General features: G+C 66.1%; 19 protein-coding genes. 8 read left to right on the top strand and 11 right to left on the bottom strand.

All coding sequences use genetic code 11. From position 1 onward, the window contains the following. Both IEW58_RS13670 and IEW58_RS13665 read left to right on the top strand, forming a co-directional pair. Window positions 1-502, top strand: a 502-nt coding sequence (locus tag IEW58_RS13670; protein ID WP_188645876.1) for a S26 family signal peptidase, incomplete at its 5' end; no start/stop codon positions are given. Continuing rightward, the gene (locus IEW58_RS13665; RefSeq protein ID WP_373284781.1) at window positions 499-1,263 is read left to right on the top strand and encodes a lytic transglycosylase domain-containing protein; all 765 of its coding nucleotides are present in this window, start codon (window positions 499-501) and stop codon (window positions 1,261-1,263) included. The genes IEW58_RS13670 and IEW58_RS13665, both read left to right, overlap by 4 nt. 83 nt (window positions 1,264-1,346) lie before the next feature. On the opposite strand, the gene IEW58_RS13660 is transcribed toward IEW58_RS13665, so the two are convergent. Next, a complete protein-coding gene (locus IEW58_RS13660; RefSeq protein ID WP_188645875.1) occupies window positions 1,347-2,588 on the bottom strand; it encodes a toll/interleukin-1 receptor domain-containing protein in 1,242 nt (413 codons plus the stop codon). Next, window positions 2,585-3,103 (bottom strand): hypothetical protein, encoded by a 519-nt coding sequence (locus IEW58_RS13655; protein ID WP_188645874.1) that lies wholly within the window; start codon window positions 3,101-3,103, stop codon window positions 2,585-2,587. Before IEW58_RS13655 ends, IEW58_RS13660 begins: the two co-directional genes overlap by 4 nt. Before the next feature lie 261 nt (window positions 3,104-3,364). Between IEW58_RS13655 and IEW58_RS13650 the strand changes: the two genes are divergently transcribed. The 4 genes from IEW58_RS13650 (at window position 3,365) to rlxS (ending at window position 6,808) form a co-directional block, all read left to right on the top strand. Further along, entirely contained in the window at window positions 3,365-3,892 is a 528-nt protein-coding gene (locus IEW58_RS13650) for a hypothetical protein (RefSeq protein WP_229658659.1), read from the top strand. Window positions 3,893-3,990: 98 nt separating this feature from the next. After that, window positions 3,991-4,287 (top strand): hypothetical protein, encoded by a 297-nt coding sequence (locus IEW58_RS13645; protein WP_188645873.1) that lies wholly within the window; start codon window positions 3,991-3,993, stop codon window positions 4,285-4,287. Window positions 4,288-4,308: 21 nt separating this feature from the next. After that, a complete protein-coding gene (locus tag IEW58_RS13985) occupies window positions 4,309-4,443 on the top strand; it encodes a hypothetical protein (protein WP_268237124.1) in 135 nt (44 codons plus the stop codon). A 391-nt stretch (window positions 4,444-4,834) separates the two neighbouring features. Next, on the top strand, window positions 4,835-6,808 hold the full coding sequence (rlxS, locus tag IEW58_RS13640; protein ID WP_188645872.1) for a relaxase/mobilization nuclease RlxS: 1,974 nt from the start codon (window positions 4,835-4,837) through the stop codon (window positions 6,806-6,808). Window positions 6,809-6,813: 5 nt separating this feature from the next. Here the strand turns inward: rlxS and IEW58_RS13635 are convergent, their stop codons facing one another. Continuing rightward, a complete protein-coding gene (locus IEW58_RS13635; protein WP_096341762.1) occupies window positions 6,814-7,011 on the bottom strand; it encodes a hypothetical protein in 198 nt (65 codons plus the stop codon). 259 nt (window positions 7,012-7,270) lie between these two features. Here IEW58_RS13635 and IEW58_RS13630 point away from each other — a divergent pair, with 259 nt between their 5' ends. Both IEW58_RS13630 and IEW58_RS13625 read left to right on the top strand, forming a co-directional pair. Beyond that, entirely contained in the window at window positions 7,271-7,648 is a 378-nt protein-coding gene (locus tag IEW58_RS13630; protein ID WP_229658658.1) for a type II toxin-antitoxin system RelE/ParE family toxin, read from the top strand. After that, window positions 7,623-7,949, top strand: coding sequence for a helix-turn-helix domain-containing protein (locus IEW58_RS13625; RefSeq protein ID WP_066491204.1), 327 nt, complete (start codon window positions 7,623-7,625; stop codon window positions 7,947-7,949). Before IEW58_RS13630 ends, IEW58_RS13625 begins: the two co-directional genes overlap by 26 nt. Window positions 7,950-8,101: 152 nt before the next feature. Here the strand turns inward: IEW58_RS13625 and dpdD are convergent, their stop codons facing one another. Genes dpdD through dpdE form a run of 8 tightly spaced genes read right to left on the bottom strand, consistent with a single transcriptional unit; the run spans window position 8,102 to window position 26,024 of the window. Continuing rightward, window positions 8,102-10,375, bottom strand: a complete 2,274-nt coding sequence (dpdD, locus tag IEW58_RS13620) for a protein DpdD (protein WP_188645870.1) — start codon at window positions 10,373-10,375, stop codon at window positions 8,102-8,104. After that, window positions 10,372-10,911 (bottom strand): phospholipase D-like domain-containing protein DpdK, encoded by a 540-nt coding sequence (gene dpdK, locus IEW58_RS13615; protein ID WP_188645869.1) that lies wholly within the window; start codon window positions 10,909-10,911, stop codon window positions 10,372-10,374. Before dpdK ends, dpdD begins: the two co-directional genes overlap by 4 nt. Beyond that, window positions 10,908-15,461, bottom strand: coding sequence for a protein DpdJ (dpdJ, locus tag IEW58_RS13610; protein WP_188645868.1), 4,554 nt, complete (start codon window positions 15,459-15,461; stop codon window positions 10,908-10,910). Before dpdJ ends, dpdK begins: the two co-directional genes overlap by 4 nt. Beyond that, complete coding sequence (locus tag IEW58_RS13605) at window positions 15,448-16,182, bottom strand: hypothetical protein (RefSeq protein WP_188645867.1); 735 nt, start codon at window positions 16,180-16,182, stop codon at window positions 15,448-15,450. The genes dpdJ and IEW58_RS13605 overlap by 14 nt, the downstream gene beginning before the upstream one ends. After that, the gene (gene dpdH / locus IEW58_RS13600) at window positions 16,179-19,295 is read right to left on the bottom strand and encodes a protein DpdH (RefSeq protein WP_188645866.1); all 3,117 of its coding nucleotides are present in this window, start codon (window positions 19,293-19,295) and stop codon (window positions 16,179-16,181) included. The genes IEW58_RS13605 and dpdH overlap by 4 nt, the downstream gene beginning before the upstream one ends. After that, window positions 19,295-20,197, bottom strand: a complete 903-nt coding sequence (gene dpdG / locus IEW58_RS13595) for a protein DpdG (RefSeq protein WP_188645865.1) — start codon at window positions 20,195-20,197, stop codon at window positions 19,295-19,297. The genes dpdH and dpdG overlap by 1 nt, the downstream gene beginning before the upstream one ends. Further along, the gene (dpdF, locus tag IEW58_RS13590; RefSeq protein ID WP_188645864.1) at window positions 20,194-22,779 is read right to left on the bottom strand and encodes a protein DpdF; all 2,586 of its coding nucleotides are present in this window, start codon (window positions 22,777-22,779) and stop codon (window positions 20,194-20,196) included. Before dpdF ends, dpdG begins: the two co-directional genes overlap by 4 nt. Further along, window positions 22,779-26,024: a protein DpdE gene (gene dpdE / locus IEW58_RS13585; RefSeq protein ID WP_188645863.1), complete on the bottom strand. Its 3,246-nt coding sequence runs from the start codon at window positions 26,022-26,024 to the stop codon at window positions 22,779-22,781. The genes dpdF and dpdE overlap by 1 nt, the downstream gene beginning before the upstream one ends. Between the last annotated feature and the right edge of the window lie 46 nt (window positions 26,025-26,070).

Raw genomic sequence — 26,070 nt, 5'->3', positions numbered from 1 at the left:
CGCGCTCGTCGCGCTCGTCGCCGCCGCGCTCGGGGCGACCCTGGTGTTCCCGCCGTCGCCGCGCCTCGTCTGGAACGCGAGCGCCAGCGCGCCGCTCGGCCTCTATATGGTGCGGCCCGGAGCGCCGGTCGCGCGCGGCGACATGGTGGTCGTCCGCCTGCCCGAGCCTGCGCGCCGGCTCGCGGCGCAGCGCCGCTATCTGCCCGCCAACGTGCCCGCGATCAAACGCGTCGCGGCGGTCGCCGGCGCCCGTGTCTGCGCGTCGGGGGCGCACATCCTGATAGACGGCAAGCGCGTCGCCGCTCGGCTCGCCGCCGACCGGCACGGCCGGCCGCTGCCCTGGTGGCACGGCTGCCGGACGCTCGGGTCCGGCGACGTTTTCCTGCTGATGGCCGGGAGCCGCGAGTCCTTCGACGGGCGCTATTTCGGGGTCACCCGGCGCGCCGACATCGTCGGCAAGGCGCGGCTGCTGTGGTCGCCGCATGCGGGTGCGGGGCAATGAACGAGCTCGCCTCCGCGCTCGGCGCCGGCACCAAAAGCGGGCTGGTGCTCGCCGCGTTCGCCCTCGCGGCCGCGCACGGCGCGGGCGGTTCGCCGGCCATGCGGTCGCCATCGACATCTGAGGCGCAGGCACAGGCGAGTTCCCTCGGGGCCGCTTCCGATCCCGCGCCCGCGAGCGATCCGGTCACGCGCTGGCGGCCCTATATCGCGGAAGCCTCGGCGCGCTTCGGCGTCCCGGCCGAGTGGATCGAGCGGGTGATGCGCGCCGAAAGCGGCGGCTACACCACGCTCGCCGGACGCCCGATCACCAGCCGCGCCGGGGCGATGGGGCTGATGCAGTTGATGCCGGCGACTTGGGCCGAAATGCGCGCGCGGCACGGCCTCGGCGCCGACTCGCACGACCCGCGCGACAACATCCTCGCCGGCACCGCCTACCTGGCTGCGATGCACGCCCGGTTCGGCTATCCCGGGCTGTTCGGTGCCTATAACGCAGGCCCGGCACGCTACGCCGAATGGCTCGCGGGGGGGCGTCCGTTGCCGGCCGAGACCCGCGCCTATCTGGCCCAGGTCGCCGGCGTCGCCCCCAGCGCGGCCACGTCCGCCCCGGCGACGATCGCCTCGCAGGTTCCCGCAGCGCCTCCCCGGGCGCGGCTGTTCGCGATCGACCGCGCGGTCGGCGCGGCACCCAAGCCGGCATCAACGGCCTCGACGACTACGCCGGACACGCTTTTTGCGGTGCGAGCGCGCCCTGACGCATACTAGCGGCGATCCTCGGGCTGGCGCGAGTGGCAAGTCACTCGACGCCGTCCAAAGCAGGAAAACTCTGGATAAAATGCGCCGGCAGCTCAAGCACGGCTGCGCGCGAAGCGGAGCGTCTCGTCGGTCCGGATCAATTGCACGGCACGCCACGGACCACCGGCGAGCGCTTGCCTATCTTTGATCGCACCGGCCCGCTGCAGATAGCAAATAGCGCTGTTCATCCGCCGGGGCTCCCAGCCGAGTTCCTCGGCCAGAAGCTTCGTTTCGTAAGCGCGCTCGGTGCCCTCGAGCATCCGGTTTGCGACAATTGCCGCATCCTCCTGCGGGCTGAAGGGCATGAATTCTTCGTCAAAGTCCGTGAACATCGCCCGTTCGGGGGCGTAGTGTCCGCGCAGGTTCGCCTCCCACAGATAGCCCGCATTCTTGAGATCGAGCACCGCGATGCGGGCATCATCTTCGGATAGACCCGTCTCCGCGATCAGTTCGTCGAGCGTCTTGATCGGATCGCGCAGCATTGCGTGCTTGCTCGACATGACGAGATGTCGGCCGATCTCTATCGCGGCCGGAGACCAGCCGCTCAGGCCGGAGGGTGCAGGTCGCACATACTTGGGCGCCGGACCCAGCGCAGGTTTCCGGCTTACGCCGTGGAGACGATCGATCAGTTCCTTGACCCGATCCGGACTCGAGGGATCGAATTTCACGCCGAGCATCGTCCGCAGAAATGGCGGAAGCTCCTTCGGCTCGACGCCCACGAGCAATGGAACGAAGCGGCTCTCGCCGCCGACCTTCTGGACCATGCCGACGTCGATCTCCATCCCGACCCAAGGTTTGGCGAGCGCGGCCGGCGTAAGCACAACGACGAAGTGGGTCATGGCGAGCAGCCCCTCCTCCATCTTCTGTCGGAGGCTCTCGCCGGGCTCGATCTCCCACTCGTCCAGCCAGACATCGATGCCGTTCGCCATGAGCGCTTCGGCTAGGGGGCGAACGATGGCTTTGTCTTCCGTGGCGTGCGCCAGATACACCTTAGGATGCTTCGTTTCATGCTCCGAACTCATCACTTCCACCTCTCCCACGCCGACACCCAGGCGCGTCTCAAGCAGGCGCGCGAAAGCCGGCGAGCCGCTGGTGCGCACCGAGACTCTGTTCCCTGGAAGGCGGTCCACGAACACGTCTGCGTGGCGTCCGGTTTCGGGATCGGAAATCGACGATGCCGCCCCCCTGGCCCTCTCCTCGATCGCCTTCATCCCGGCCTCGATCGCCGCCCGCTCGATGTCCCTGGCAAACCGCTTCGGGTCGAACGGCCGTCCGTTGTGCGTGATCTTGATCATGCCGAATGCCGCTGCACGTACCGGCGCAACTGGACCACATCCTCATCGGCAATGAGGACGCCGACCGACGGATAGTCGTTCTGAATGACGCTTCGCACGCGGCCTTCCGCGACATTCGAGATGACCAGTGCGAAGGCCGGATTGAAGCGGCGACGTTCCCATCCAGCGGCCTTTTCCAGGTCGCTGGCGCGGCCGCCCAAGTCGGGATCGGCTATCAGCATTCGCGCGAGGATCACCGAATCTTCAACCGGATCATGCCCGGTGATCGCCGCGTCGCAAGCGACGAAGAGTTCGACGGTGGTGCGGACGCGAGGCAGGTGGGGGCCGATGACGTGCGACAGGGTCACCAGACCCTCGGCCTCGAGCTCGGCAAGCGCGACACCCAAATTCCGGCGGTTTTCCTCCGGGAAGGCCTGGAGGAGCTCATCGCCAAAGTGACCGGGCAAGCCATCCGAACAGCGTTCGGCCATGTACTGGCCCAACGACTGGGCAAGCTCGCTTAGTTCTTCGTGCATTTATTCCCCCATGCATCGCGGCCGTCCGCGAGCCGTGCGAAGGCTTCATATAGGTGTCGATGGCATCCGCCCAAGCCTGCCCCGTCAATTGAAAGCAGACCCAAGGGCTTGCGACAATGATCCCGATCATCAGGTCGCGACGGGTCGCCCGAGGTCTCTTTGCATCGTGAGCGTTGGAGGGGCTGGGCTCGGCAAGTCCCAGCATGACGGGCGCCGGCGCGGCTGTGCAAGGCCGGCGGCCCCTCCAATTTTGCTGCGAATATGAGCGTGCTGCGCACGCGACTTTGCTTGTCGGGCGCAACAAAATCGGTTCCTCCGCCGCCGCTCGCGCGGCGCTCCGGCTTCGCCTCCGCGGCCCTGACAGCCGCGCCGCCGCCCATCCCGAGGCGGCTGTCCTCGATCGCGGGGACGCAAGCGAAGGAGGCGATCATGACCATGTTTCAGACCATCGGCGCGGCATCGGACCGGGTGCTGGAGACCCTCAAGGCGGGGCTCGAAATCGAGTTCGGGCGCGGCGCAGGCGACGCGCTGGCGCAGCGGTTTATCGATGCCGAGGAAAGCGATTTCCTGTGGGACGCGCGCACGGATGAGCGCTGGCTCGGCACCTGGGAGAGCCTCGACGAGAAGGATTTCGCGCTCGACCGGATCGCCATTGTTGGGCGCCTCGATGGCCGCTGGTTCGTCGCGGTGAGCATCGTCGACGGCGACGGAAACCCGCACGGTTTGATGAGCCGGCGCAGCTTCAGGAGCGAAGCCCAGGCGCGCGCAGCCTTTGCCGCCGTGCATTGATCGAATGCCGCGACGGGAAGCCGGAGCGCGGGTGCCGGACAGGCATCGCACTCCGGCTCCGTTTCGAATTGCATACTTTGAGGGAGATGAAGATGGCTATGAGCGAACAGCAGGAACGGACGCTGGAGCAGTTCCAGGAGGCGTTCCGCCACTACGGCTATTTCGTTGCCGCCACCCCGATCGAGGGCATGGAAGACGTGTTCCTCGATGACCTGCGGGCCGCGCTCAGGAAGGTCGAAGAGACCGCGGCGCACTTCCGTAAAGGGTATGGCTATCGCGGTGTCAGCAGGCGTCTGCTGGAAGAACTTCACAACAGCCTGCCTGCCCCGTCGGCCAACGTGGAAAGCGCGATTGCTCCCGAACTTCGGGCAAGAGAACGGCGCGGGAGGACGTGACATGAGTGCCTATCTGGAGGCGTGATCAAGCGCCGCGAAGAAGCACGATCGCAGCCCGGCGCTCTCCTGGGCGAAGGCCCGCAGACGGCAGAAATCTTCGCCCGGTGCGTCGACAGTCTCAACGGCGTCATCGACCGGGAACGGGCCGGCGGATGAGCAAACTATCTGACACTTGGTTGCTTCGGGACGTTCCACGACCGCGCCAGCGCCCGCCTTCGCGTCGACGCGCGGTGCTCCGCATCACCTGCCCCGCTCCTTGGGATTACCTTCCCTCTCGTCGCCCGTCGTGACCTCGCCGGCAAGACGGAAGGGCCATTGTGCGGTCGAGGGCGGAAAGGCGGCGTAAGGCAAGATAAAGCACCGGCACCCCTGGCGCCGTAAGTGTTTGCCTGCACATCATTTTTGGGGAAGCTGAACGGCACTGCCGCCTGGCGGACGGTGCCATCAGCGCCGGAAACGGCGGAAATCCGCCAGTTCCAGCGGCACCGGTTTTCATGCGCCGTCGCGCAAGGCATGATTGCCGCGGGGCGCCAGACCAGATCGACCAATGGCGACGGAAGACGACTTCGAACCGCGGCTCGGCCGCATTCGCAGCCGCGGCGGCAAGCGCGGGCGAACCTATCTTTCGCGCGTGCTCGCCGCCACGAATCTCGCGCGCGGCGGCCCGGGCCGAAGCGGCTCCTATTCCACCACCCGGATCGGCCGCGGGGCTGGCGTCGGACGGCTGCTCGCCCGGCGCGACCGCTACGCCGCTTTTCGCCAGCGCCGCGTCATCGTCAAAGCGCGGCTGGCGAAGCTCGCCGGCAAGGGCTTCGCCGGCGCCCGGGCGCACCTGCGCTACGTCCAGCGCGACGGCGTGACCCGCGACGGCCGGCCGGGCGAACTCTATGGCCGCGACGCGGACACCGTCAACGGCAAGAACTGGCTCGATCGACAGGCCGGCGACCGCCATCAGTTCCGCTTCATCGTCTCGCCCGAGGACGGCGACCAATATGCCGACCTCAAGGACCTGACCCGGCGGCTGATGGCGCGGCTCGAGCAGGATCTCGGTACCCGGCTCGACTGGGTGGCGGTCGATCACTTCAATACCGGCCATCCGCACACCCATGTCATCGTGCGGGGAAAGGACGAACGCGGCCGCGATCTCGTCATCGCACCCGACTATCTGACCCGCGGCATCCGCGAGCGCGCCGCCGAGCTCGTCGACCTCGACCTTGGCCCGCGCAGCGACCGCGACATCGAGGCGCGGCTGCGCGCCGAGATCGATCAGGAGCGGCTGACCGGCATCGACCGTCGGCTGATCGGCGCGATGGACACCGACCGGGTCGTGGCCGCATCGGCGCGCGACCCCTTCCAGCAGAGCCTGCAGGTGGGCCGCCTGGCAACGCTGGCCCGGCTGGGGCTGGCGGAACGCCTGCCCGAGGGACGCTGGCGCCTCGCCGAGGGCATCGAGGATACGCTGCGCCGGATGGGCGAGCGCGGCGACATCATTCGCACCCTGCAGCGCGCCTATACCGCGCGCGGCATCGCGCCGGCCGCGGCCGATCTCGCGATCTACGAGCCCGCCGCCCAAGACGCGCGGCCGATCATCGGCCGCGTCCTCGAGCGCGGCCTGTCGGACGAGCACAAGGATCGCCACTACCTGCTGGTCGAGGCGACCGACGGTCGCACCCATTATGTCGACATCGGCAAGGGCGAGGCGCTGGCGCCGCTGCCGGCCGGTGCGATCGTCCGGATCGTCCCCGAGCGGCCGGCGGTCCGGGAGGTCGATCGGACCATCGCCGCGGTCGCCGCCGCCAATGGCGGGCGCTATACGATCGACGCGCATCTGCGCCATGATCCGACCGCGACCGAGGCGTTCGCCGAGACGCATGTCCGCCGGCTCGAAGCGATGCGGCGCAGGTTCGGCGCGGTGGAGCGTTTGAGCGACGGCAGCTGGACCATCGCGCCCGATCATCTCGACCGCGCCGCCGCCTACGAGGCGGCCCGCGCCGGGGAAGCCCCGGTCCACGTCGAGACGCTGTCCGCCGAGCCGCTCGAGCGGCTGGCCGGGGCCGATGCCGCGACGTGGCTCGATCGCGAGCTCGTCACGTCCTCGCCCGAGCCGCTGCGCGAAGCCGGGTTCGGGCAGGCGGTGCGCGAGGCGCAGCACCAGCGCCGACAATGGCTGATCGCGCAGGGTCTTGCCGAGGAGCAGGCGAACGGTGCCGCCTTCGCGCCGGGCCTGATCGACGCGCTGCGGCGGCGCGAGTTGCTTCGCGTCGCGGCGCAGCTTTCCGACGAGCTCGGGCTGCCCTTCCGCGAGACGCCGGAAGGCGCCCGCGTCGAAGGTATCTACCGCCGCCCGGTCGAGCTTCTGAGCGGGCGTCACGCGCTCATCGAGAAGAGCCGTGAGTTCACGCTGGTGCCCTGGCGTCCCGTGCTCGACCGGCATGTCGGCAAGACGGTGTCCGGCCGCGTTCGGGGCGACGGCGTCAGCTGGACGATCGGCCGCGGCAGGAGCGGACCGGTGATCTCGTGACCGACCTAAAACAGGCTCGGCTGCGCCTCGCGGTCGTACAGCAGATGCTCGCGCGCGTTCTGTGCGGCTTCGACCGCACGGCGATAGTGGATGGTGCCGTATCGCTCGGCCTCTTCGAAACCGACCGGCGCCAGCTCTTCCGTCGGAAAACAGGCATCGTAGATCGCACGCGCGGCGGCGCGCAGGCAGACGTCATGCTGCATAGCGAGCTCCAGGATGGAACGAATCGCCACAAGGGGCGTCGGACCGGAGTTAGAACATTAGAAGAACGAATGGCAAGTCCGGCTGCGCTTGAAGGCGCGCGAACCGCGCCCCGGTTGACCCGCAAGAAGCGGTGCTTGACGGCGTCGCGCGCGCCGCGCCTGAATGACCCAATAATGCTTCCGCTCCCCTTGAATACCATAGCTCTAAGGACTACACTATGAATCGCAATGACGGCCGGATGCGCCCATGACGGTGCTGATGACCAAGACGTTCGCGCGCTTCGCCCGCAAGGCGGGCCTCACGGATGTCAGCCTTGCGAAGGCGGCCGTCGAAGTGGCGGCCGGAGAATTCGATGCCGATCTCGGCGGGCACGTCTACAAGCAGCGGGTCGCCCGGGCCGGTGGAGGAAAGTCAGGCGGGTTTCGGACGATCATTCTGTTCAAGGTCGGCGGGCACAGCTTCTTCGCCCATGCCTTTGCCAAGAACGAGAAGGCGAACGTCACCGCCAAGGAGCTCAAGGCGTTGAGGAAGCTCGCCGAGGTGCTGCTGGCCCTGTCGGATGCCGATATCGACAAGGGCATTACCGCGGGCGAGTTTGTGAAGGTGGAAGATGACGACGAAGCGCAGGAAAGCTGAGAGCTCTATTCTCGCGTCGGTCCATGAGACCGCAGCGGGGCTCCATGGCGCGGGCCTGATCGACAAGGCCACTATGCGCGAATTCGACGCGCTCTGTCTCAGCCCGGTCGAGCCGCTCGCGCCGGAGGAGATTCGTGCGCTGCGCGAGCGCGAGAATGTCTCCCAGCCGGTCTTCGCCCATTACCTCAATGTCCGAAAGGATGCGGTCAGCAAATGGGAGCGGGGCGAGAAGCGGCCGGATGGCCCCTCGTTGAAGTTGCTGAACCTGGTCAAGAACAAGGGGTTGCAGGCTATCGCGTAAATCGATCGGATCTACTGCGCGTCAAAGAGACCACCAGAGCGGGTGGGCTACGCGCCCCCTCCCAAGGTTGAGCGTGCTTGAGTGGCCGGTTCTCTCGTCCCTGTATGTCGTTTGACATCATCGCAAAGCGGCAGCGGCAGCGGCAGCGGCGATTACCCGAGATGGTCCAAGATGGCTCGCAAGATGCTGGCCGTTCCCTTGCCCGGCGCCCAGATCGGCTCCCTGCCGGCCAGCGCATCCTTCACGCAGTAGAATGCTTGGTGGCTGCTGCTCTTCCACGCGAACACGAACAAGTCGGCGGCCTTGGCTAGGCTGGTAAGCTGCGCCGTTGCCACCAGATCCGAGTTCACGACGACCTTGCAGCCGGGAAATAGCTCCTCCAGCGCCGCCTTCGCCCGGCTGCCGGCGGCCTCCGCCAGCGTGTAGATGCCGATCGTCTTGTCCTTGAGGCTCGTCACCACAGCTGATGTCGTGTCATCCCCCTGTGCCTCGCGCTTCAGCGCACTGACCGCCTCCGGCCCGACCCCATAATCCTGCGCCAGCGTTTCGATCGGCACGAGATCGGCGGGGACGAGCCGGTGGGAAAAGGTGGTCGCTTGGCCGAGCACCTGCAGAAACAGCCTCAGCCTGGCGTCTCGCGCCTGATCCGAGGGACTCGGCAGGATCGCGAGTGCCTCACTGACATCGAGGCTCCATGGCAGATAGGCGTAGGACCCGATGCGCTTCTGCACATCTTCGAGGTCACCCATCAGCGACACATATTCCGACGACGACAGCCCTTGCTCGATCTGCAAGCTCGTCAATTGGGCGAGCAGGTCCAGATCCGCTCGCGACAGTGCGTCGTCCATCGCGATCAGTAGAAACAGCAGAGATGCGATCGGCTTGGCTGCCGGTGACACCTTCGCGTCATCGGGGAAGAAGCTCGCGAAAATCTGCGGAACGGCAGCACGAGCGATCAAACCGGCCTCGCCGTCGAGACCACCGACTATATCGGCGAACTGCTGCGCGAGCGGGCCGCTGTCTCTGACCTCTGACGCGTCCCAAGTCGTCGGAGCAGATTGCGCATCGCGCTCGGCGGCGGGGAGATTTTGGCCTGCCCGCAACTGTTCCGCCCACCGCAACCAGGGATTTACCGCGGCTGCGCTCGTCGGTTCGGCTTGTCCGGGCGCGGCATCGTCGGCCTGCGACTGCTTCAGGCTCTCGATTTTCGCCGCGACGGCGGGCGCCAGGGAATCGAGGATCGCCGGATCGGAATCTTCCAGTAACGTAAGGAGACGATCCCGAGCTTCGTCGGTCCCGATCGTGCCCACGCAGGACACCAACCTGCTGATGGCCTTCCTGCTCGGCGGCAGCCGCATGTAGAATTCGAAGGCACGATCGATCTGCCCATCGTCGAAGGCTTCGTCCGCTTCGTCCAACGTCGTGGCAGATGCGGGTGTGGGCTCTGCGACAGGCACCGACTCGAACACCGCCATGTCCGTACCCGCAGGTAACAGCGCGAGGAGCGAAGCGACGATCGTCGGGTCGGGACTGGGTTGCAGCTGCTCGAACAGCGCAAACGCTTTGACCACGCGTGGCGCACGAATGCCCCGACGCGACGCAAACAACTTGGGATACGGTGTCGCGACGTGAACCGCGAAGGCTTCGCGCAGAGCGGCCGGATCGCCACTCGCTTCGGCCTCGTCGACATAGGTGCGGTAGAGTGCCTCGATCAGATCCGCGAGAATCTGCGGCGGAAGCGCGAGATCTGCGAGTGTCTTGATGAGCCAGTGATCGCGCGCAATCTGCGGCCAGAGGCCAAGACCAGCGCTCAGCCGCACGTCGAGATATTTGAGGTTCTCCTCGTTGAGGCGTCCTGTCTGCTTCAACTCGGCGATCATTGCCTCGGCTTGCGTCTCGTCGCCGGCCAGCAGCGCCCGTTCGAAGTCGCCACGGATCGCGCCGACCGGGCGGATCCGCGCGCGTGTCACTCGCGGCCTTCGTTCGAGCAGTGCGGCAAAATCGTTCAAGCGCGCAGCGATCGTTCGCATCGCCGCGGCATCGGGACCTGTGAAGCGATAGACGGTTCCACCGAAGCGGCTGCGAAGCGCCGCCGCCATCGGGTCGGCTGCATCGCTCGGCACTCGCTCGAAGCGGCTCAGCCAGGTCGGCCCGAGCCATGCATTGAGCTCGTCCCCGAGCTCATATCCGCCGGCGGAGCCCTGCGTGGTGGCATACCACCCGGTGACTTCCCCGCCGCGCACGAACGGAAGAATGAGCGGCGCGTTGGTCCGCCCAATGCCGAGATGCGCGAGCCACCGCCGAACCTGATCCGCCTGTTCCGTAGGCGCCGATCCGTCGACGAGCGATGTCCAGCTCAGCTCGTTGGGAGATGCGAAGAAGCGTTCCAGCCATTCTTGCTCACGCGCGGGCAGATCCTCGATCATGCGGCCGTGCCCACATAGGATTCGAAATTGATTCGCGCTTCGGCGAGCGTCTTCGGCGTCGTGTCGTAGACCACCATCTCGTCGTTCAATTCGAGGCCGTTGTAGGTGAGGTTCATCGACCCGGTGAGCAGACCTCGCTTGAGCAACACGCCCTTGATGTGAAGATGCTGACGCCGGACGACGCACAATTTGTCGCCGAGGCCGGCCTCGTCGACCGCCGTGGCGAGCGCATCGATGAGCGGATCGTTGTGACCGTCCAGGCTCGTCGCGATGCCGAGCGCCGTACCGCGCGCCATGACGTCGGTCAGAACGTCCACCAATCTGATCTCGCGGCTACCCCACTCCGGGTTGATCGAACCGAAACCGCCCGCCCGATTGTCGAATAGCACCACGTTGCTGATCCAGGGGCTGACCAGCCAGGCGCGCTCTCCGCCCGGTGCGAGGAGCTCGCCGAGGAACATCATCTGCAGCAGCTCGCGGATGAGATTCTGGCTGGTCACCGCGCTCTTGAAGATCCGTCGTGTCTCGAAGCTCATTGCACCGCCTCCGCGACATCGAGATCGACGTGGAAGGCGTTCTCCACCCGCCGCACCGCCTGAACGCGGGCAAAGACCGATAGATAGGCCGACTGCACCGGGTTGGTCGCTAGGAAGCTCAGCGCGTCTGCCAAAAGCGACGAAGCCGCCATCGGGCAGACCAAAGTCGCCGCGCCGACGTCGGCCAGACGATCGAGGCAAAGATCCTGCCAACCGTCAGACTCGAGATCGATCAGCGCAGCATCCTCCGCCAGATAGGTCCGCAACAGCAGCGGATCAGGCAACGGCAGATCGGCAAATGGCGAATAGGGCCGGAGGCCCGATTGCCGAATGTGCGCGCCGCGCGGCCACAGCAGTCCGTAGACCACGCCGAATCGCCACTGATCCGGATTGACCGCCGGCGGATCGATGCCAGCGAGGGCAAGCGCCGCATCGATATCGTCGGAGCGCGCCAAGCGATAGGCGAGCACGCGGGCATCCAGTTCGATGCCGAGCCGCGCTTCCTCGGCGTCCCACAGCCGCACCGCATCGAGGAAGAACGCGTCGCTGTCGCTGCTCGATCCGGGCCGGAGGATACGGTTGGCTAGCGCAACGATGAACGCGTGAAAGGTGACGAAACCTTCCTCTGCGAGCGCGTGACGTAACGCGGTGAAACTCGCATGGCTTTCCTCCGCGCCCAAGGCATGCCGGAACGCACGCGTCGCGGTCGGCAATGGATCGTCGGTATCGCCCTCCACGACCGAGGCGAGGAAGCGACCGAGTTGATAATCGCTGAGAGAGAAGTCATTGTCGCGCAGCGCCGCCGTCATCAGGCTGAAGAACCGTCGCGGGTCCTCGACATATTGACGTTGCGCCTCTTCGATCTGCCCATTGCCGCCTGGCGTCATCTCGCTGATCCAGATCTCGCTATCGGGCGCGCCGGCGAGCACGTCATCCTCTTCCCGCGGGCCCGCCGTCACATCGAGGATCAGACTCTCGCCGTCGATCTGCGGACATAGGCTGGTAATGGCGCTGAGCGCAGCCGCGCCGACGGTCGAAGCATATCGCTCGCGCAGCCATGGCTCCCAGCTCGCGTCGATCGGCGTCCATAGGATCGCAGCCAGGTCAAACAGGCTGGCCACCACTTGCCCGTCGGCGATGAAGCCGGCCAGATCCTGACGCAGCTTGTCCTGCTGGTTGCCCTGGGCATTGGCATCATCGACGATCGCCGACTGAAACAGGATGTTGAGCGTCTGATCGAGCGTGAGTTCGGCGCTCCCGTCCGCCAAGCGTGTGGCCGCTTCCCGCAACGAGATCCCACGCGCCATCGCTTCGTTGCTGAGGGCTGCGAGCATCAAATGCGCCAGCCACTCGCGCGCGAATGGATTGTCCACCCGTTCGCCGAGGGGCCCGTGCAATGCCTGATGGTGGAATCGCGCGGTGCGCATCGCCCGATAGCGCGGGTCCGAGTCCGGTCCGAGGTTGGACCACAAGGCATCGGGGAACCGCAGACGGAGGCACATCGCGTCGACCGCGAGACCGAACCCGAGCGCGGCTGCCTCTCCTCCCACCTCGAAGCGGAACTCCTTGGTGAGCGATCCGCCGTCGCGGAAGCGAATGCCCGCGTCGCTCCCAAGCGCCATCCGGCGGACCTCGATCGGGCTCAGTCCCTCGTGGGTGTAGAACCGCACGTCCCCGATCAGCGATGTCCAGGGGCTGCCGCGCGGCGGATCGAGCGCCATGCCCTGATCGCGCGCGACAAGCTGACTACGCCAGCGAAGCCGGGCGTTGGACGTATCGACGACAGTGCCCGGAGGGGGCTGAACTTCGAGAACCCGCGGCCGATAGACGGGCACCAGCCGCACCGAACCGGCAACATCGATGCGCCAATCGCCGAGAGGATCAAGACGGGCGAACGGCTCGAGCGGCACGGCCTGCTCGCGATTCTGGTCGAGCGCCGGGCATAACCAGTGCCGCTCGAACGCATGGCTGATGCCGTATCGCCGCGAGACCCGGCCCGGGGCGAACTCGCGAAGCGCCTGCGCGATCGGCATGGCAACCCGCTCGGGCGTTGCGCTGCCGGGCTGCGGCAAGACGATGTCGACCTCCGGGAGGTTGAGATCGCTGAACAGGTTGGCTGGCGCGAACTCGGGCAAAGGCGAGTTGAAGACCTGATGGTCCTCGCCGGGCTGGCCCCGGGCGCGCCAGTTGCTCTCGAGCCGGCGAAGCGCAGTCGGCAGAACCTGCGTCATCAGCGGCCGTGGGTGGTCCCAGAGCAACGGTGTGACCGCGCCTTCATCGACCTTGAGCGCCGAGGCGAGATAGGACGTATAGCGGTCGAGTTCGGCCGGAATGGTGAGGATGCGGCGGATCAGGCCGGCGAGCGCTGTCTGCCGCGCCCGCTGATAATTGTTGTCGGTACTGCTCGACAGGTCCAGCCACACGCTCCCCTGGCGCGAAGAGCCCAGCATCTGGCTGAGATAGTCGAGCGTCGCATAGACCGCCTGGATGCGCATCACATAACGATTGGCGATCGGCAGCGTACGCACCGGCAACTCGGGGTCGAACAGCAGGTCATAGCCCTGATAGGCGAGACGGTCCCGGCCATAGTCGGACAGCACCGCAACCGTCCATGGTCGCATCCGGCGCGATCGGCCGGCGCGGCCCTTACGCTGCAGGAACTGCGCGACATCGCGCGGTGCCTTGTGCTGGATGACCGCACCCACCCGGGGATCGTTGAACCCTACCTCGAGCGAGGCGGTCGCGACGATGATGTCGAGATTATTCCCGACCCCAGGGTCCATCGACATCACCCGCCCAACCGACTTGCGGTCCTGCGGTTGGAGACTGTGGCCGATCTCGACCACGGCCTCCCAATCCTGCCCATGCAGCTTGCGATGCTGGACCGGCAGCGGACGGCGCAGCGAGGCCAAGCCGCCATCCGGCTTGCTCGCCAGGTCGGGTACGCCGCTGCTCCGTCGGCCCTCGGCATCGAGCATGGCGAAATACATGCGGTTGGTAACATCGATGTCGTCGGTGAACAGGAACACACGTTCCCCGATGATGCCCCGGCTCTTGCGTTCATCCGGCGCGTCGAGAAGCCGGGAAAGGAGCATCCCCGTCTGGATCGTCGTCGACAGCAGTGCGGTGCGCGACACGGGGTCGCCCCGCAGCGCGAGCAGGTACTCGGCGCCTTCCGCGATCATGTCGCTATTGGACGGGGCGATTTCGACCGACGCTTGTTCGTATAGGCCGGTCAACTGCGCGAAGAAGCGCGCGCCGTCCTTGAGTGTGGCGGACAGACCGACAAAGCTGACATGCCGCCGGAGCAGCCGCCGCCAGCGGCGCAAGAGGAAGGCGACCTGCGCACCCGAACTGCCGGCATAGGTGTGAACCTCGTCCAGCAGCATCATCTCCACCGGCCGCTGCGCCCGCTCGCCGATCCCGAACAGATGCCGGAAACGGTCGTCCCCCATACGCTGGTTGAGCATTTCGGTGGTGGTGAAGAGGATGTCGGGCGCCTCCGTCTGAAGCCGCTCGCGGGTGAGGATGATTTCGTCGCTTTCGATGACGGCGGAGCATTCGAGGCATTCGAGCCGCTCACGCCGGGCGCGGCGGTCCGTCTCGCGCCACGCCATGTCGCCGTCGCAGTCCGGCGACGGACAGCGAAGATACTCGCAGACGAGACCGGCAGACGTTTGCCGCCAGCCGCTGCGCGCCGCATGCGCTTTCTCGGCCGATCGGGGCGTCGGACCGAAGAACGTGCCGATCAGGATTTTCCTGCGTCCGCGCGCCGCGAGCGACGCGTCGAGACGGCGCGCCTGGCCATAGACCTCGGCGAACTGATCCTTCAGCAGTTCGTTTCGCGGGTAGAGCGCGAGGACCTTGACCCACCGGTCGTCGACGGCATCGCGCTGGATGTGCGAGGCGACGCGCGACAGCGCGGGCAGGTAGAAGGCCAAGGTCTTGCCGCTGCCCGTGCCGGCGCTGACCAGCGTGGCCGTCGATTGCGAGCCCTCGAAGCTCCCCAAAATCCGCGCTGCTGCCGCGACCTGAAAGCCTGCCAGCGCAAATCGGGGCCCATAGCTGTCGATGAGCGCCGACAGGGCAGCCCGTGCGGCCTGATCGGGCGTCGCCGCCGCGATGCCGGCGAGCGCCGTTGCGGCGTCGATCTCGCGCCGCGGGTAGCGGCGGCGCCGCCAGATGAAGCGGAAGTCGGCGACGAGGGTTGGCGCGGTCTGCCAGCCGATCGGGCCGCGATGCTGAGGAAAGAGCTGGCGCAGCCGGAACAGGAGCCGCACGCCTTCCGCCATCCGCGACCGATATTGCGAGCCCGATTCCTCGCCGATGTCGAACAGCAGGGCACGATCGATCAGCGCGGCGATGACCTGACCGGCGTCCGCGAACGAAACCACGGCGCCCAGTCTCGGATCGTCGAGCAGTGCATCGACTATGCCATACAGCTCGCCCGCCGAGACGTGACCGTCGACCAGACCCCATGTCAGGAGCCGGGCTTCACGTTGCTCGATCTTATCCAGCGCGGCGAGCAGCAGGGCTTCATCGGCTTCCATCTGCACTCCGCGGCACGATACGGTAGTTGTCGAACGCATCATTCTCGTTGAGCCATTCGAGGACCGCTTCGGTCAGCAGGTCGAGCTTCGCTCCCCCGCTCTGGATGGCCTCGAGGAAGCGCTTCACGTCGGCCGGAACGTCGAAGTCGAACGCCTTCGCCGTCTCGGTCAGGCGTGCGGCCAGTGCCTTCACACGCTCGATCGCTGCGTGGTCCGCAGGGAATTTGTCGAATTCGGCTCGGAACGCCTGGTGGAGCTGTTCATAGGTCTTGAACGCGGCATTGTTCGCCGGCGTGAAGGCGATGCGGCCTTTCACCAATGCCGGAGCTTCGCCGGTGAACACGGTTTGCCGATATCCCTTCCAGGCCCGCACGACGGACGCGGAGACATCCGTGGAGGCTGCCTTGATCTCCTTGAGCAGATTGGCCCAACCGGTGCCCTTCTTGAGCGCGGCCGCCTTTCGTTCAGCGGTAAAGCGGCCGAGAAGCGCCGCGGCCCGTTTGCGCGCCGTCTCGAGGGAGGACGGCTCGGGCGTTTCGATGCCCGAACCGAGCAGCAGCGCACGCTGGTCGAGGGCGCGGCTGAGTTCGGCTGCGGGCAGCGCAAGGTCCGAGCGCAGGTCCTCGAGCAGCCCGGTCTCCTCGACATTCGCGCCAAGCCGGTCGAGCACAACCAGCCGTTCGCGAAGCGCCTTGGCGCGAGCAGGAAGCGAGGTGCTCATACGGCGGCCTCCGCTGCTACGTGCGGCGTTCCGCTCACGCCTTCGAGCAGGCTGGTGATCTCCGCGGCAACAGCGTTGGGGTCCGATTGGCCCCGAACCGACTCCTGCAGCGTGACGCGTGGCTCCGCCTGCGATACGATGTCGTTTGCGATAGTCAGAAACGACATGGTGCGCTGGATCAATCCGAGGTCGAGCGATCCAAGCGCATTGAGCAATTTGGGGATCTGCTCGCGATCCGCTTCGTCGACGATCGTCGCCGTCTTATCCACCAACTCGACGAAGCGGCTGGTCTGGAACTCTGTCAGGCGAATCTCGAACTCGCTGAGCTTGATCGCGACATTGGCAGGCCAGCAGTTGGTCTTCTGCAGCAGCGGGATGATTTCGCGCAGGTCAGCAACGAAAGCGCTCTTGTCGAAGCTCTCGTCGACATAATCCGCGATCTCGCTACGGAAGGCACGAAGCTTTGCGATGACCGCCTGGAGCCTTCCCCAGATGCGCGCGTCGGTCATGGTCGGAATGAAGGTCCGCGCCTCGTCCGGCAATCCTTCCGGGAGCCCCGCCGGCGGATCTCCGGCAAGCACGTCGAGCAGCCGGGGGCTGTCAACCGCGAAGGGCTTGCTCCCGGCGCCCTGGAAGCTGGCGCTGCGATCGAGCAGCAGCTCCTGCAGGATCGTGCGCGTGCTCCGGCCATTGACCGACCCTGTCGCCTGGGCGCGAAGCTGATCCCAACCTTCTTCGAAGGCTTGCGTCTCAACCTGCGGCGGCGCCGCGAACAGCCCGCGCAGAAGCGGTTCGGCGCCAGTCGGCCGCACCGGAGGGGACAGCCCCACGATCCGCGATTGATTGAGCAGCGCACGGCCGATCACCGCTGTCTGCGCATTTGCTTCCGCAACGAGCATCGGGACCAACTGCGCGACCAGACGATCGACGATCGCGGCGCTCGCAACATAGTCGAGATCTGCCTCAGGATAATCCCAGCGATGACCGTTGAAGCCGAACCGCAGCGCACCGAGAAAGCCTTCGCGCAGCGTTCCGTCCTCGTCGTCGTGGCTATCGCAAACCACAAGGATGCGCCCGCCGACCGGATTGTTGCGCGCCCCGGCGATCGAGAGCCAGGTGGCCTTGATCTCCTGATCCGGAATGCGAAGCGCCGGCCAATTGATCGCGCTCTTCAGCATCGCCGCCAAGGCGCTTCGCAACTCGCGCGCGTCAGCCTGAACCAATTCTGTGCCCGACGCCCAAGCATCCAGCTTCTTCGACCAGTCCGCGGCACGCGGATCCTGCTCTGCTCGTGCCGACGCAGGAGCACGAGCCGCAGATGGCGGAGTCTCTCCGAGGGCCGGCGCTGCCGGGGAGGTGGGCGGACTGGGTGTCGGGACGAACGGCACATTGGCGAGTTCGGCCGGGGTCGGCAGCGAAAAGGTCGAGAAGATCGCCGGCGGCACATGGGCAAGCGCAGCCTTATCCGCCGCATTGCCGGCCCACACGGCCAGGGCGGAAGCCAGACGCCGCTTGACGGGCTCGGGCTGGCTTGCCTGCCGGACCAGCCCCGCGAGATACACGTTCGGGCGCAGCCCGTGGAATTCAGGCGGCGGGAAATTTCCGCTGACGAACGTGCCCCGCATGAGCAGCGGACGGCGAAGGATCTCGTTGATCACCCGGCGCGGGTTGAAGATGAGCCGGTTTGCCTCTGTCAGATGCCGCTGGACGAGTTGCTCGATCGCCAGACGGTTGAACGGAAACAGCGCATGTCCGCGCGCGGAGAAGCCAAAGGCGGTTAGCGCCTCGGCTTCTTCATCGCTCTGCTCTTCGTCCTGCCAGGCCGGCAACCAGCCGGTGAGCCCGTCGTCGGCACCGCGGCGATCGAAGCGTTTGCGCAGGCCGTCTTCACCCCAGCGGGCCGCATTCAGATAGGCGCCGACCATTTCGATCACGGCACCCTTGATCTCGTCGTCGCTCTGCTCGCGGTGGCCGATCACCCAGACGCGTTGCGCCCGCGTCAGGATCGTGTCGCGCGAGGCGAGATAGCCATCGGTGAGCGCGAGCGCCGTGCGCATGGTGGCGCGCACCTTCTTGCCGTCATGGGTGCCTTCCTGCACGCAGACCTTGAGCAGCACATCCTGAATACCCGACAGCGCGGCAAAATCCTCGATGAGCAGCACCAGGTCCATATCGTCCTTGAGCAGGATCTCACGGATTCCCAGGATGATGTCCTGCAAGGTGATCCCACCGGTGCTCTGCTCGAGCTGGAAGACATTGCCGATCGCGGTGTCCACGATCGTGTTGAGCAGGTCGGCCGCGGCCTGGCGGCGGCGCACATCCTGGACCGCGAGTTGGGTCTGATAGTAGGTCTTTACCGGCAGCGCCGCTTCGTTGAGATCGATCGTGTCTGGGAGAAGCAGATCCTCGGCGAAGAATTGCGATTGGGTCTCGTCTCCCTCCGCGCCATCCTCCCGGCCCCGCAGAGCGCGCGCTACGACCCGGGCGAGGACGGTCTCGTCGAAATGGTCCTTGAGCGCCGCGTCCCCGAACAGCTTGGGCAGCATCTGGGCATGCCCGATCAGCGGTCGCAACTCCGCTGCCCGGTCCTTATGTTCGCGGGCCTCCAGCAGGAGCGACTCTGCTCGGCTCGCCAGCGCATTTTCGATCTGCGCGCGGAACAGCACCACGGCCTTGCGCTTGTCGACCTCGGCGACCGCGCGCGTCAGCTCCGATCGCGACTTTTCGAAGCGCGGATCGCCTTCCAGCGGTTCGAGGATGAGCTCGACAACGCGTCGGAGGCTCGCGCTCTTGGGAATACGGATGATGTGGAGACGCTCGCGCTTGGGCGAGCGCTGAAGCTGCGCGTCGAGCCAGCGAATGATGTGCGACTTGCCGACGCCCGAAGGGCCGGTGATCGGGAACAGCAGATATCCGCCCGGCACGTCGTCGGACAGAAAAGCATCGAGCAGTTCCTGCTCGCTTGCCTGGGCCTCAATGTTCGTACCGGCATTGCGCGTCGTGAGCGGGGCCGGCTGATGAACCGCCAGCAGGACCGACACATCCGCGGTTTCGGCCTCGTTCTTGATGCACGCGTTGACCTCGTCGGCCTCCGGCCAATATCTCTCGAGCATCAGCGCACCTTTCCCGTCTGCACCAGGGCCACATGCGACACGTCTTGCCAGATGCGCGCATTGCTGCCGGTGAGCGACACGACGCCTTCGGTGTCGCTTCTGCTCGAAAGCGTGATCAACCCCTCACGATCAAGGCGCTGGATCGCCCGCGACAGCGACGAGGAGACGAGGCCGGTACGCAGCCGGGGCCAGGCGCTCTCCTTCAATGCGGCCTCGACCTGGACCCGATAGGCGCCCCCGTCGAGGACCGGCAGCACCCCCGCCGCCCGCTCCACGAAAGCGGGAGCGGACAATTCCCGGTTCGATCCGAATATCTCGGGGAGCGCCTCGCGCAGCGCCTGCGTCGGGTCGACGACCCACTGCATACCGTCGCGGGCGAACCCCAGATACAGCATCCAGGTCTTGAGGCCGTTCCAGCGCGTATTGTTCTGGGCGATCTTCTGCGCGCCGCTATCGACCAACTGCCGCCCCTCCAGTTCAGCCAGACGGTCTGAATTGACATCGAGCGTATAGACGTCCTGGGCGAGCATCCAGGCCACGCCGCGCGACAGGTCCGCGCTCTTGGCGCCCTCGCTCTCCCAGAAACGCGCGTTGTTTGCAGGCTGCAACGCCACCGTCCGCGCCACTTTCGGGAGGCGGGCTTCTGCCTCGTCGGCATTCTTGCCGAGCGCAGAGCGGTACGGCTCGGCAACGATAACGGACCCGTCTTCCTCACCGAACAGACCAAGTTCGGTCCAGCGATTCAGCGTTCTCGTCAACTGGCTGGTATCGAACGCGTCGGCGGCGCCGCCACATGCAAGGATCAGATCCTCGCGACTCTTTGGCCCGAAGCGGACGAGCGCGCGAACCAGCACGATCAGGACGTTGAACAGCCCGTCGCTCGCTTGGTTGAGGATACTCACAGACGCGCTCCGAGCTTGAATTGATCGACCGCCAGCACATTGGAACCGGTGTCGGCAATGCGGCGCGCGAAGTTCCATGGATCCGGCGTCGAGGCCGATGCCATGATGACATGCAGCGGTCGCTTCATGATGAATAGATGTTTCGGCAGTGTCGCACCCGTCGCGTCCGTCCAGAGCGTCACCCGGGGAAGCTCGTAGGACGAGGGGCGAAGCACTTCTTCTTCAAGCGTCTGCAGCAACAGCACATGATCCTCGCTCTGCTTGTGCAAGGCCGACAGCGCCGGATTGCGCTGGCGAAATGCCGCGGAGGTCGCGATCTCGCGCACGCCGAACATCGCGACGAAATCGCGCAGCAGGCCGACGACCGCAGCATCGTCGACCGGATCGTCGACAGCCAGGATGATCGGCTCGTTCAAGTCGAGCTGCGGGAAACGGCCGGCAAAGAGGCCGAGGTCGAACCGGCCGACCTGCTCGATCCCGTAGGCGGGCGGCGCCGAATAGTCGGTGTCAGCCGCCCCCGCGCGGCGATGCACCGGACATCCCCCGCACGCTCGCGACACGATCACCGAGCGCCCCGGCGCGTTGCTGCGATAGAGCCGGTCGAGCAGCAACGAAACCTCGGTCGACCCGCTCAGCAGCTTGTCCAGCAGTTCACGGTTTTCGGTCGCCGCATCGAACGAACGCTGCCGTTCCTGACCGATCCGCGCGACGAACCGTTCGCGGCTGAGATGCCCCAACTCCGCCAGGCCGACGACGGTGCGTTGGAAATATTCCGACCAATGCTCATCGCTGCGGAGCTCGAACGCTGCTTCGCTCTCCTCCTCTTGCTGCGCGATGCGGGCCGGAGGCTGCGATTCAAGGCCAAGCATGCCGGCTCGCGCCATCATGATCAGCGTGCGCATGTTCCAGGACTGGTTGTAGTCAGACTGCCGCCGCAGCCGCGGAGGCACGACGGCCAGATCCACCTCGAGCAGCTGCCCGATCGTGTCGAGCTGCGTGCTGCGACCATACATGGTCGACCACCGCTCGAACGCGAGATCGTCGCTGATCAGGGTCGGCGACGCGATCTGATTTGCGGTCTCCTGATCTTGGCTCGAGTAGATCAGGAACGAGGTCGACGGACAGCCATCGCGCCCGCCGCGTCCCACTTCCTGGTAGAAGCGATCGAGCGTCTCGGGCACGGCGGCATGGATGACCGTGCGAACGTCGCGCTTGTCGATGCCCACTCCGAAAGCCGAGGTTGCGACGATCCCATCGAGGCGGTTTTCGGACCATTGGTCGATGATGCGACGTCGATCGGCATCGGCTGTCTCGCCATGAAAGCAGTCGATCCGCGCATAGCCCTTGCCGCGCAGCAATCTCACCCATCGCTTTGCGTCGCTGCGCTTGGTCACGTAGAGGATGAATGGCCGCGGCGCGTGGCTGAGGAGTTCGAGGACTTTCCGATCCTTCTCGTCGGGATCGTCTTCGCGGTGCACCCAATATTGCGGTTCCGGCCGAAGATGGACCGAGGCGACCATCTGGACCGTGCGCGCCGGCCCGAACAGTGCGTCGATCGTTTCCACCGTGTCGGGCGTCAGGGTCGCCGACATAAGGAGCGTCCTGAACCGCCGGCCGCCGGGGCACGCCGCGAGCAATCCGCGGCGCACGCCCGCCAGCATCTGAAAGGCGGGGCGGAACCCATCGCCCCATTGGCTCACCAGATGGGCTTCGTCGACGATAAGGTAGGAGATCAGCCCGGCGCGCGCCGCATCGTAAAGCGAGGGCAGCAGCGCGCCCGTCACCGCCTCTGGCGAACAATAGAGAATGCCTTGGCGGCCCTCACGGATGGCGGTCTTGATCGCGGCGCGCTCCTCCGCGCCGAGACCGGCATGCCAGGCAAGCGCGGGCACTTCGCGGCGGGGAAAGCGGCGCTTGAGCATCTGCTTCATTTGCCGCGCCTGGTCGAGCACCAGCGCGGTCGTCGGCACGACACAGAGCGACAGACCGCCTTCAAGGCCTCGAGCGAGCACCGGAGCCTGGGCGACGAAACTCTTGCCCGACCCGGTCGGCAGAGCGACCACCAAGGTCTCTCCGGGCGGCAGCAGAAACGCGCTGCGCACGGCTTCGCGCTGACCTGGAGACACATAGGTGTCGAAACCGCTCGCCTCGCCAAGAAACGGATCGATCGGCCGCTGCCAGTCGAGCCGCACATTCCGCTCGGCGAAGACATCCTCGAAGACCGGATTGTCGCTGTCCTCGAGCCAGGCCGCGCGCCACGGCCGCGCTTCGACCAGGAAATGTCCGTTCGCTTCGCTGTGCGCCCGAATGCCGAACACCGCCCAATCATCTCGGCTGGGCCAACCGGCGCCAGACGGAACGCGCAACTGCGCCTGCTGACCCGCGCGCAGCGACTGCCGGCGCAGCACGTGCCGGAAAAGCGCCATCGCGTCGGGTAGACTGTGCAGCCGTCCCGACGCCCGAGACGCGAGAAGAATCTGGGTCAGCCTGTCGAAAAGGCCATCGGCGGCTGGCGGCTCGGCCTCAAGCTTGGTGAGGTCGAGCAGAATGTCCTGCAGACTGCCGAAATCATGCACCGCCATTAGATGCCGCCCGAAATTCGGTCGGTCGCCGATCGGCTCGCCGATATGAAGATCGCGCCGATCGTATCGAGCCGCACACGCGGGGCGTTGATCCCGGCTCGCACCGCGGCGGCGAGCTGCTCCTCGAATGCAAGCTCGGCACTTTCCGCTTCGGTCGCACCGGCTCGGGCCCGGGCTCGCAATTGCCCGAGCCGCCCCTGATCGACGCGGGCCGCGCGCTGCTCTGCCTGGCCAAGGCTCGCGACCAGCTCGGGGTCGCCACGAAGCACCTCCTCTGCCGTCACACGCGCCTTTCCGCAAAGCTCTCCCCAATAGGCGAGCTCCGGCAGCTGCATTTGCAGCAGGCGCTGCCAACGCCGGACGTTCAAATTGAGATCGACGGCGCCGCTACGGTCCGGCTCGACACCATAGGGGCGACTCAAGCGCGCGAGCAGCGCCTCATCCTTCACCGGCGCCAGCTCGCGATCGAGCCAGATCGAGCGATAGAAGGGCGCAAGGGCCATGTCGCCGCGCCGACCGACTGCCGCCCGGGCCGCGCTCGTATCGCGCTCATGGGCCGCCAGCACCTCGTCCGCCGCCGCGGTATCGACCTCCAGGACGAAGTCGAAGCGAAAGAAGAATTCTGCGAGCGGGTCGCCGACATGGTCCGGCGCGAAGCGCCACATCGCGAAAGACCGCCCCCGATCATCGGCTTGCGTGAGCGCAGTCATGCCGCTGATCAAAGCGTCGCCGTAGCGGAGCAGACCAACGCCGTTGACGCGGGCCGCACGATTGAGCGCGGTGCGCCTGCGGAATGTGTAGGGGATGGTCCGGATCGCTCGCCCGAGCCTCGGCCCGGGCCGCAGATCGAGCGCCTCCGCACACTGCGCCATAAAGGCAGGTAACGGAATGAGCGTATGCCGGTTCGAGGTCGAATAGACGTAGCGGAACGGTGCCGCCATGCCCGCCGCCGCAACCGGGCCCGCCTCGTCCGCGCGGCCGAACTGCAGTGTCTGCTCGAGCCAGATCGCCGTATCGCTGGCGATCGACTGCCAATCCTCATCGAGTTCGGAAAGCTCATCGACCAGGTCGGTCGGAGGCGTGCCGAGCGCGTCGAGCGCGTCCTGTTGGTCGATCGATTTGATCTCGCGCTCGATGAGGCCGTGCTCGCCGGTGCTGCTCTCGGTGAGATCGGCGAGGGCCTCGGCCCCGTCGGTGAAGAGCGCACGCGCTATGTCGCGCACCGTCTGCTCGATCAGATATTGAAGACTCGCAACCGACCGGTCGAATACTCTGAGGGCGGTATCGAGATAGCCGACCCAAGCCATTTCCAGGGGGTCGTCCTCGCAGGCCAGCACCAGCGAGCGCACCGCCTCGCCCGATCCGTAGCGGTCCGCCCGTCCGAGCCGCTGCTCAATCCGGTTCGGATTGAGCGGCACGTCATAGTGGACGACCACCTTCTTCCCGCCCTGGAGGTTGAGGCCTTCCTCGGCGCGGCGATCGCAGACGAGCACCGGGTGATCGGCGGCTCCGGCGAACGCTGTCCACGCATCGTCCTGTGGATCGTGCCGATCGACCGTAATCCCGAACTCATCCCGGATACGCTTCGCGAGCGCATCCGCGGTCTTGGCGTCGGAGCAAAAGATCACGCACTGTGCGTGGCTGCGCACGAGGGACGCCAGCGCGCCGAGCAGCGCCTCCGCGCGGTCTTCGAACAGCCCGGCACGTCCCAGGCACCGATTGATCTCCGCAAAGCGTTCGGGATCGCCGATCATCGCCGGCTGGCGAGCCAGGAATCCGATCATCCCCGGGCCGGAACTCGGATATTGCGAGGCCCGGTCGAGCACCTGCCAGAAGGCGCGCACACGATCGCCCCAAAGTTTCTCCGAGCCTGCCGCGTCGAGCTTGATGGCCTCGTCGAACCGCCAGTCATCGATGGCCACGGTCAGCGCGGCACGATCTCTGCTGCGATATCGGACGATCTCGGCGCCGGCTCGGTCGGGCGTCAGCCCTCCGATACTCCGCCGTCGATGACGCAGAATGCGGCGATGCAGCCGGTAGACTTCGCTCAAATGGGCGTGAAGCCGTCCGATCGCCTCGATGAGGGCAGGATCGTCGGGCTCCGGCACCGTGTCGATGACGCCGCGCAGGTCGCTCGCATGCTCCTGCAGCAGTTCATCATCGGGGAAGAGAGCCGCCAACTGGTCGATCGTATAGTCCAGGTACATCGCATTTTCGGGCGTCAGGCCCGCGACGATCTCCGCCAGCGCCTGGCGGCTCTCGACCTTGCGACGAAACGCATCCTCGCCGCCGAGCGGATAAGTGGCAGGGTCGAGCAAGTGCAGCATTTCGAGGAAGCCGCGTTCATTGCGCAGGGCTGGCGTCGCCGACAGGAGCAAGACCCGGTCGATCGCCGGGGCCGCAGCCGCGACGTCTGCGTAAATCCCGCCGACGCCGCCCGCCTTTCGCTCGGTCAGATGGTGCGCTTCGTCGATGACTAGCATCGTCGCCTTTGGCAGGAGCGCGCGAATGCGGTCGTCGTCGTCGAGGGCGACCACATGGAGGTTGCGATCGAGGCAGCGCTCGAGGAAGAACTTGCCCGCAAGCTCGCTCCGCCACTGACCGACCAACGCCGCAGGCACGATCACGAGGATGCTGCATCTCTGCTGCGCGTCGAGGATACACTGACGGATCAGCACGCCGGCCTCGATCGTCTTGCCGAGGCCGACCTCGTCCGCGAGCAGATACCGCTGAACCGGATCCTGAAGGATGCGTCGCACCACCTCGATCTGGTGCGCCTCGAGTTCGACTGCCGACGCCAGGAGCGCCGACATGCCCATCGATGCTGCCCGCTGGCGCGTCTGCGAGCGGATGAAGGCGCTTCGTCCATCGGAGAAGCGCGGGCTCTCATTGATCCGGTTGGCGAGAAACGGTGTCGGATCCTCGATGGGGCGAGCCCAGCGCACGAACACGGCCTCGAGCTTCAGGTGCTTCGCCTTGCCATTCGGAAACTGGATGAGCTGGCTGTCGCCATGATCGTCGAGCAGCCGACCGATCTCCCACGCGCCGGCTGCCTCGTCGAAATGATAGACGCGGGTCTGCTCGGCGAGCGTTACCCGCTCGATCAGATCGTGTTCGATCTCATGGACGACCGGCTCGGAAGTCGGCGAATCGAAATACTCGACCGCGCAGAAAGACCCGCTTCGATCGATCTGCTTGCCAATTCCCAGCGATGCATACTGCCCCCCGGTCGACCGAACGAACACTGATTCCCCCGCTATTCGATCCTCTTATGCCATCATCGTTGATGAT

This window comes from Tsuneonella deserti (assembly GCF_014644315.1).
GTDB classification, from domain to species: Bacteria; Pseudomonadota; Alphaproteobacteria; order Sphingomonadales; family Sphingomonadaceae; genus Tsuneonella; species Tsuneonella deserti.
The sequence above is the reverse complement of the archived record's forward strand: the minus strand, read 5'-3'. Positions and strand labels throughout refer to the sequence as shown.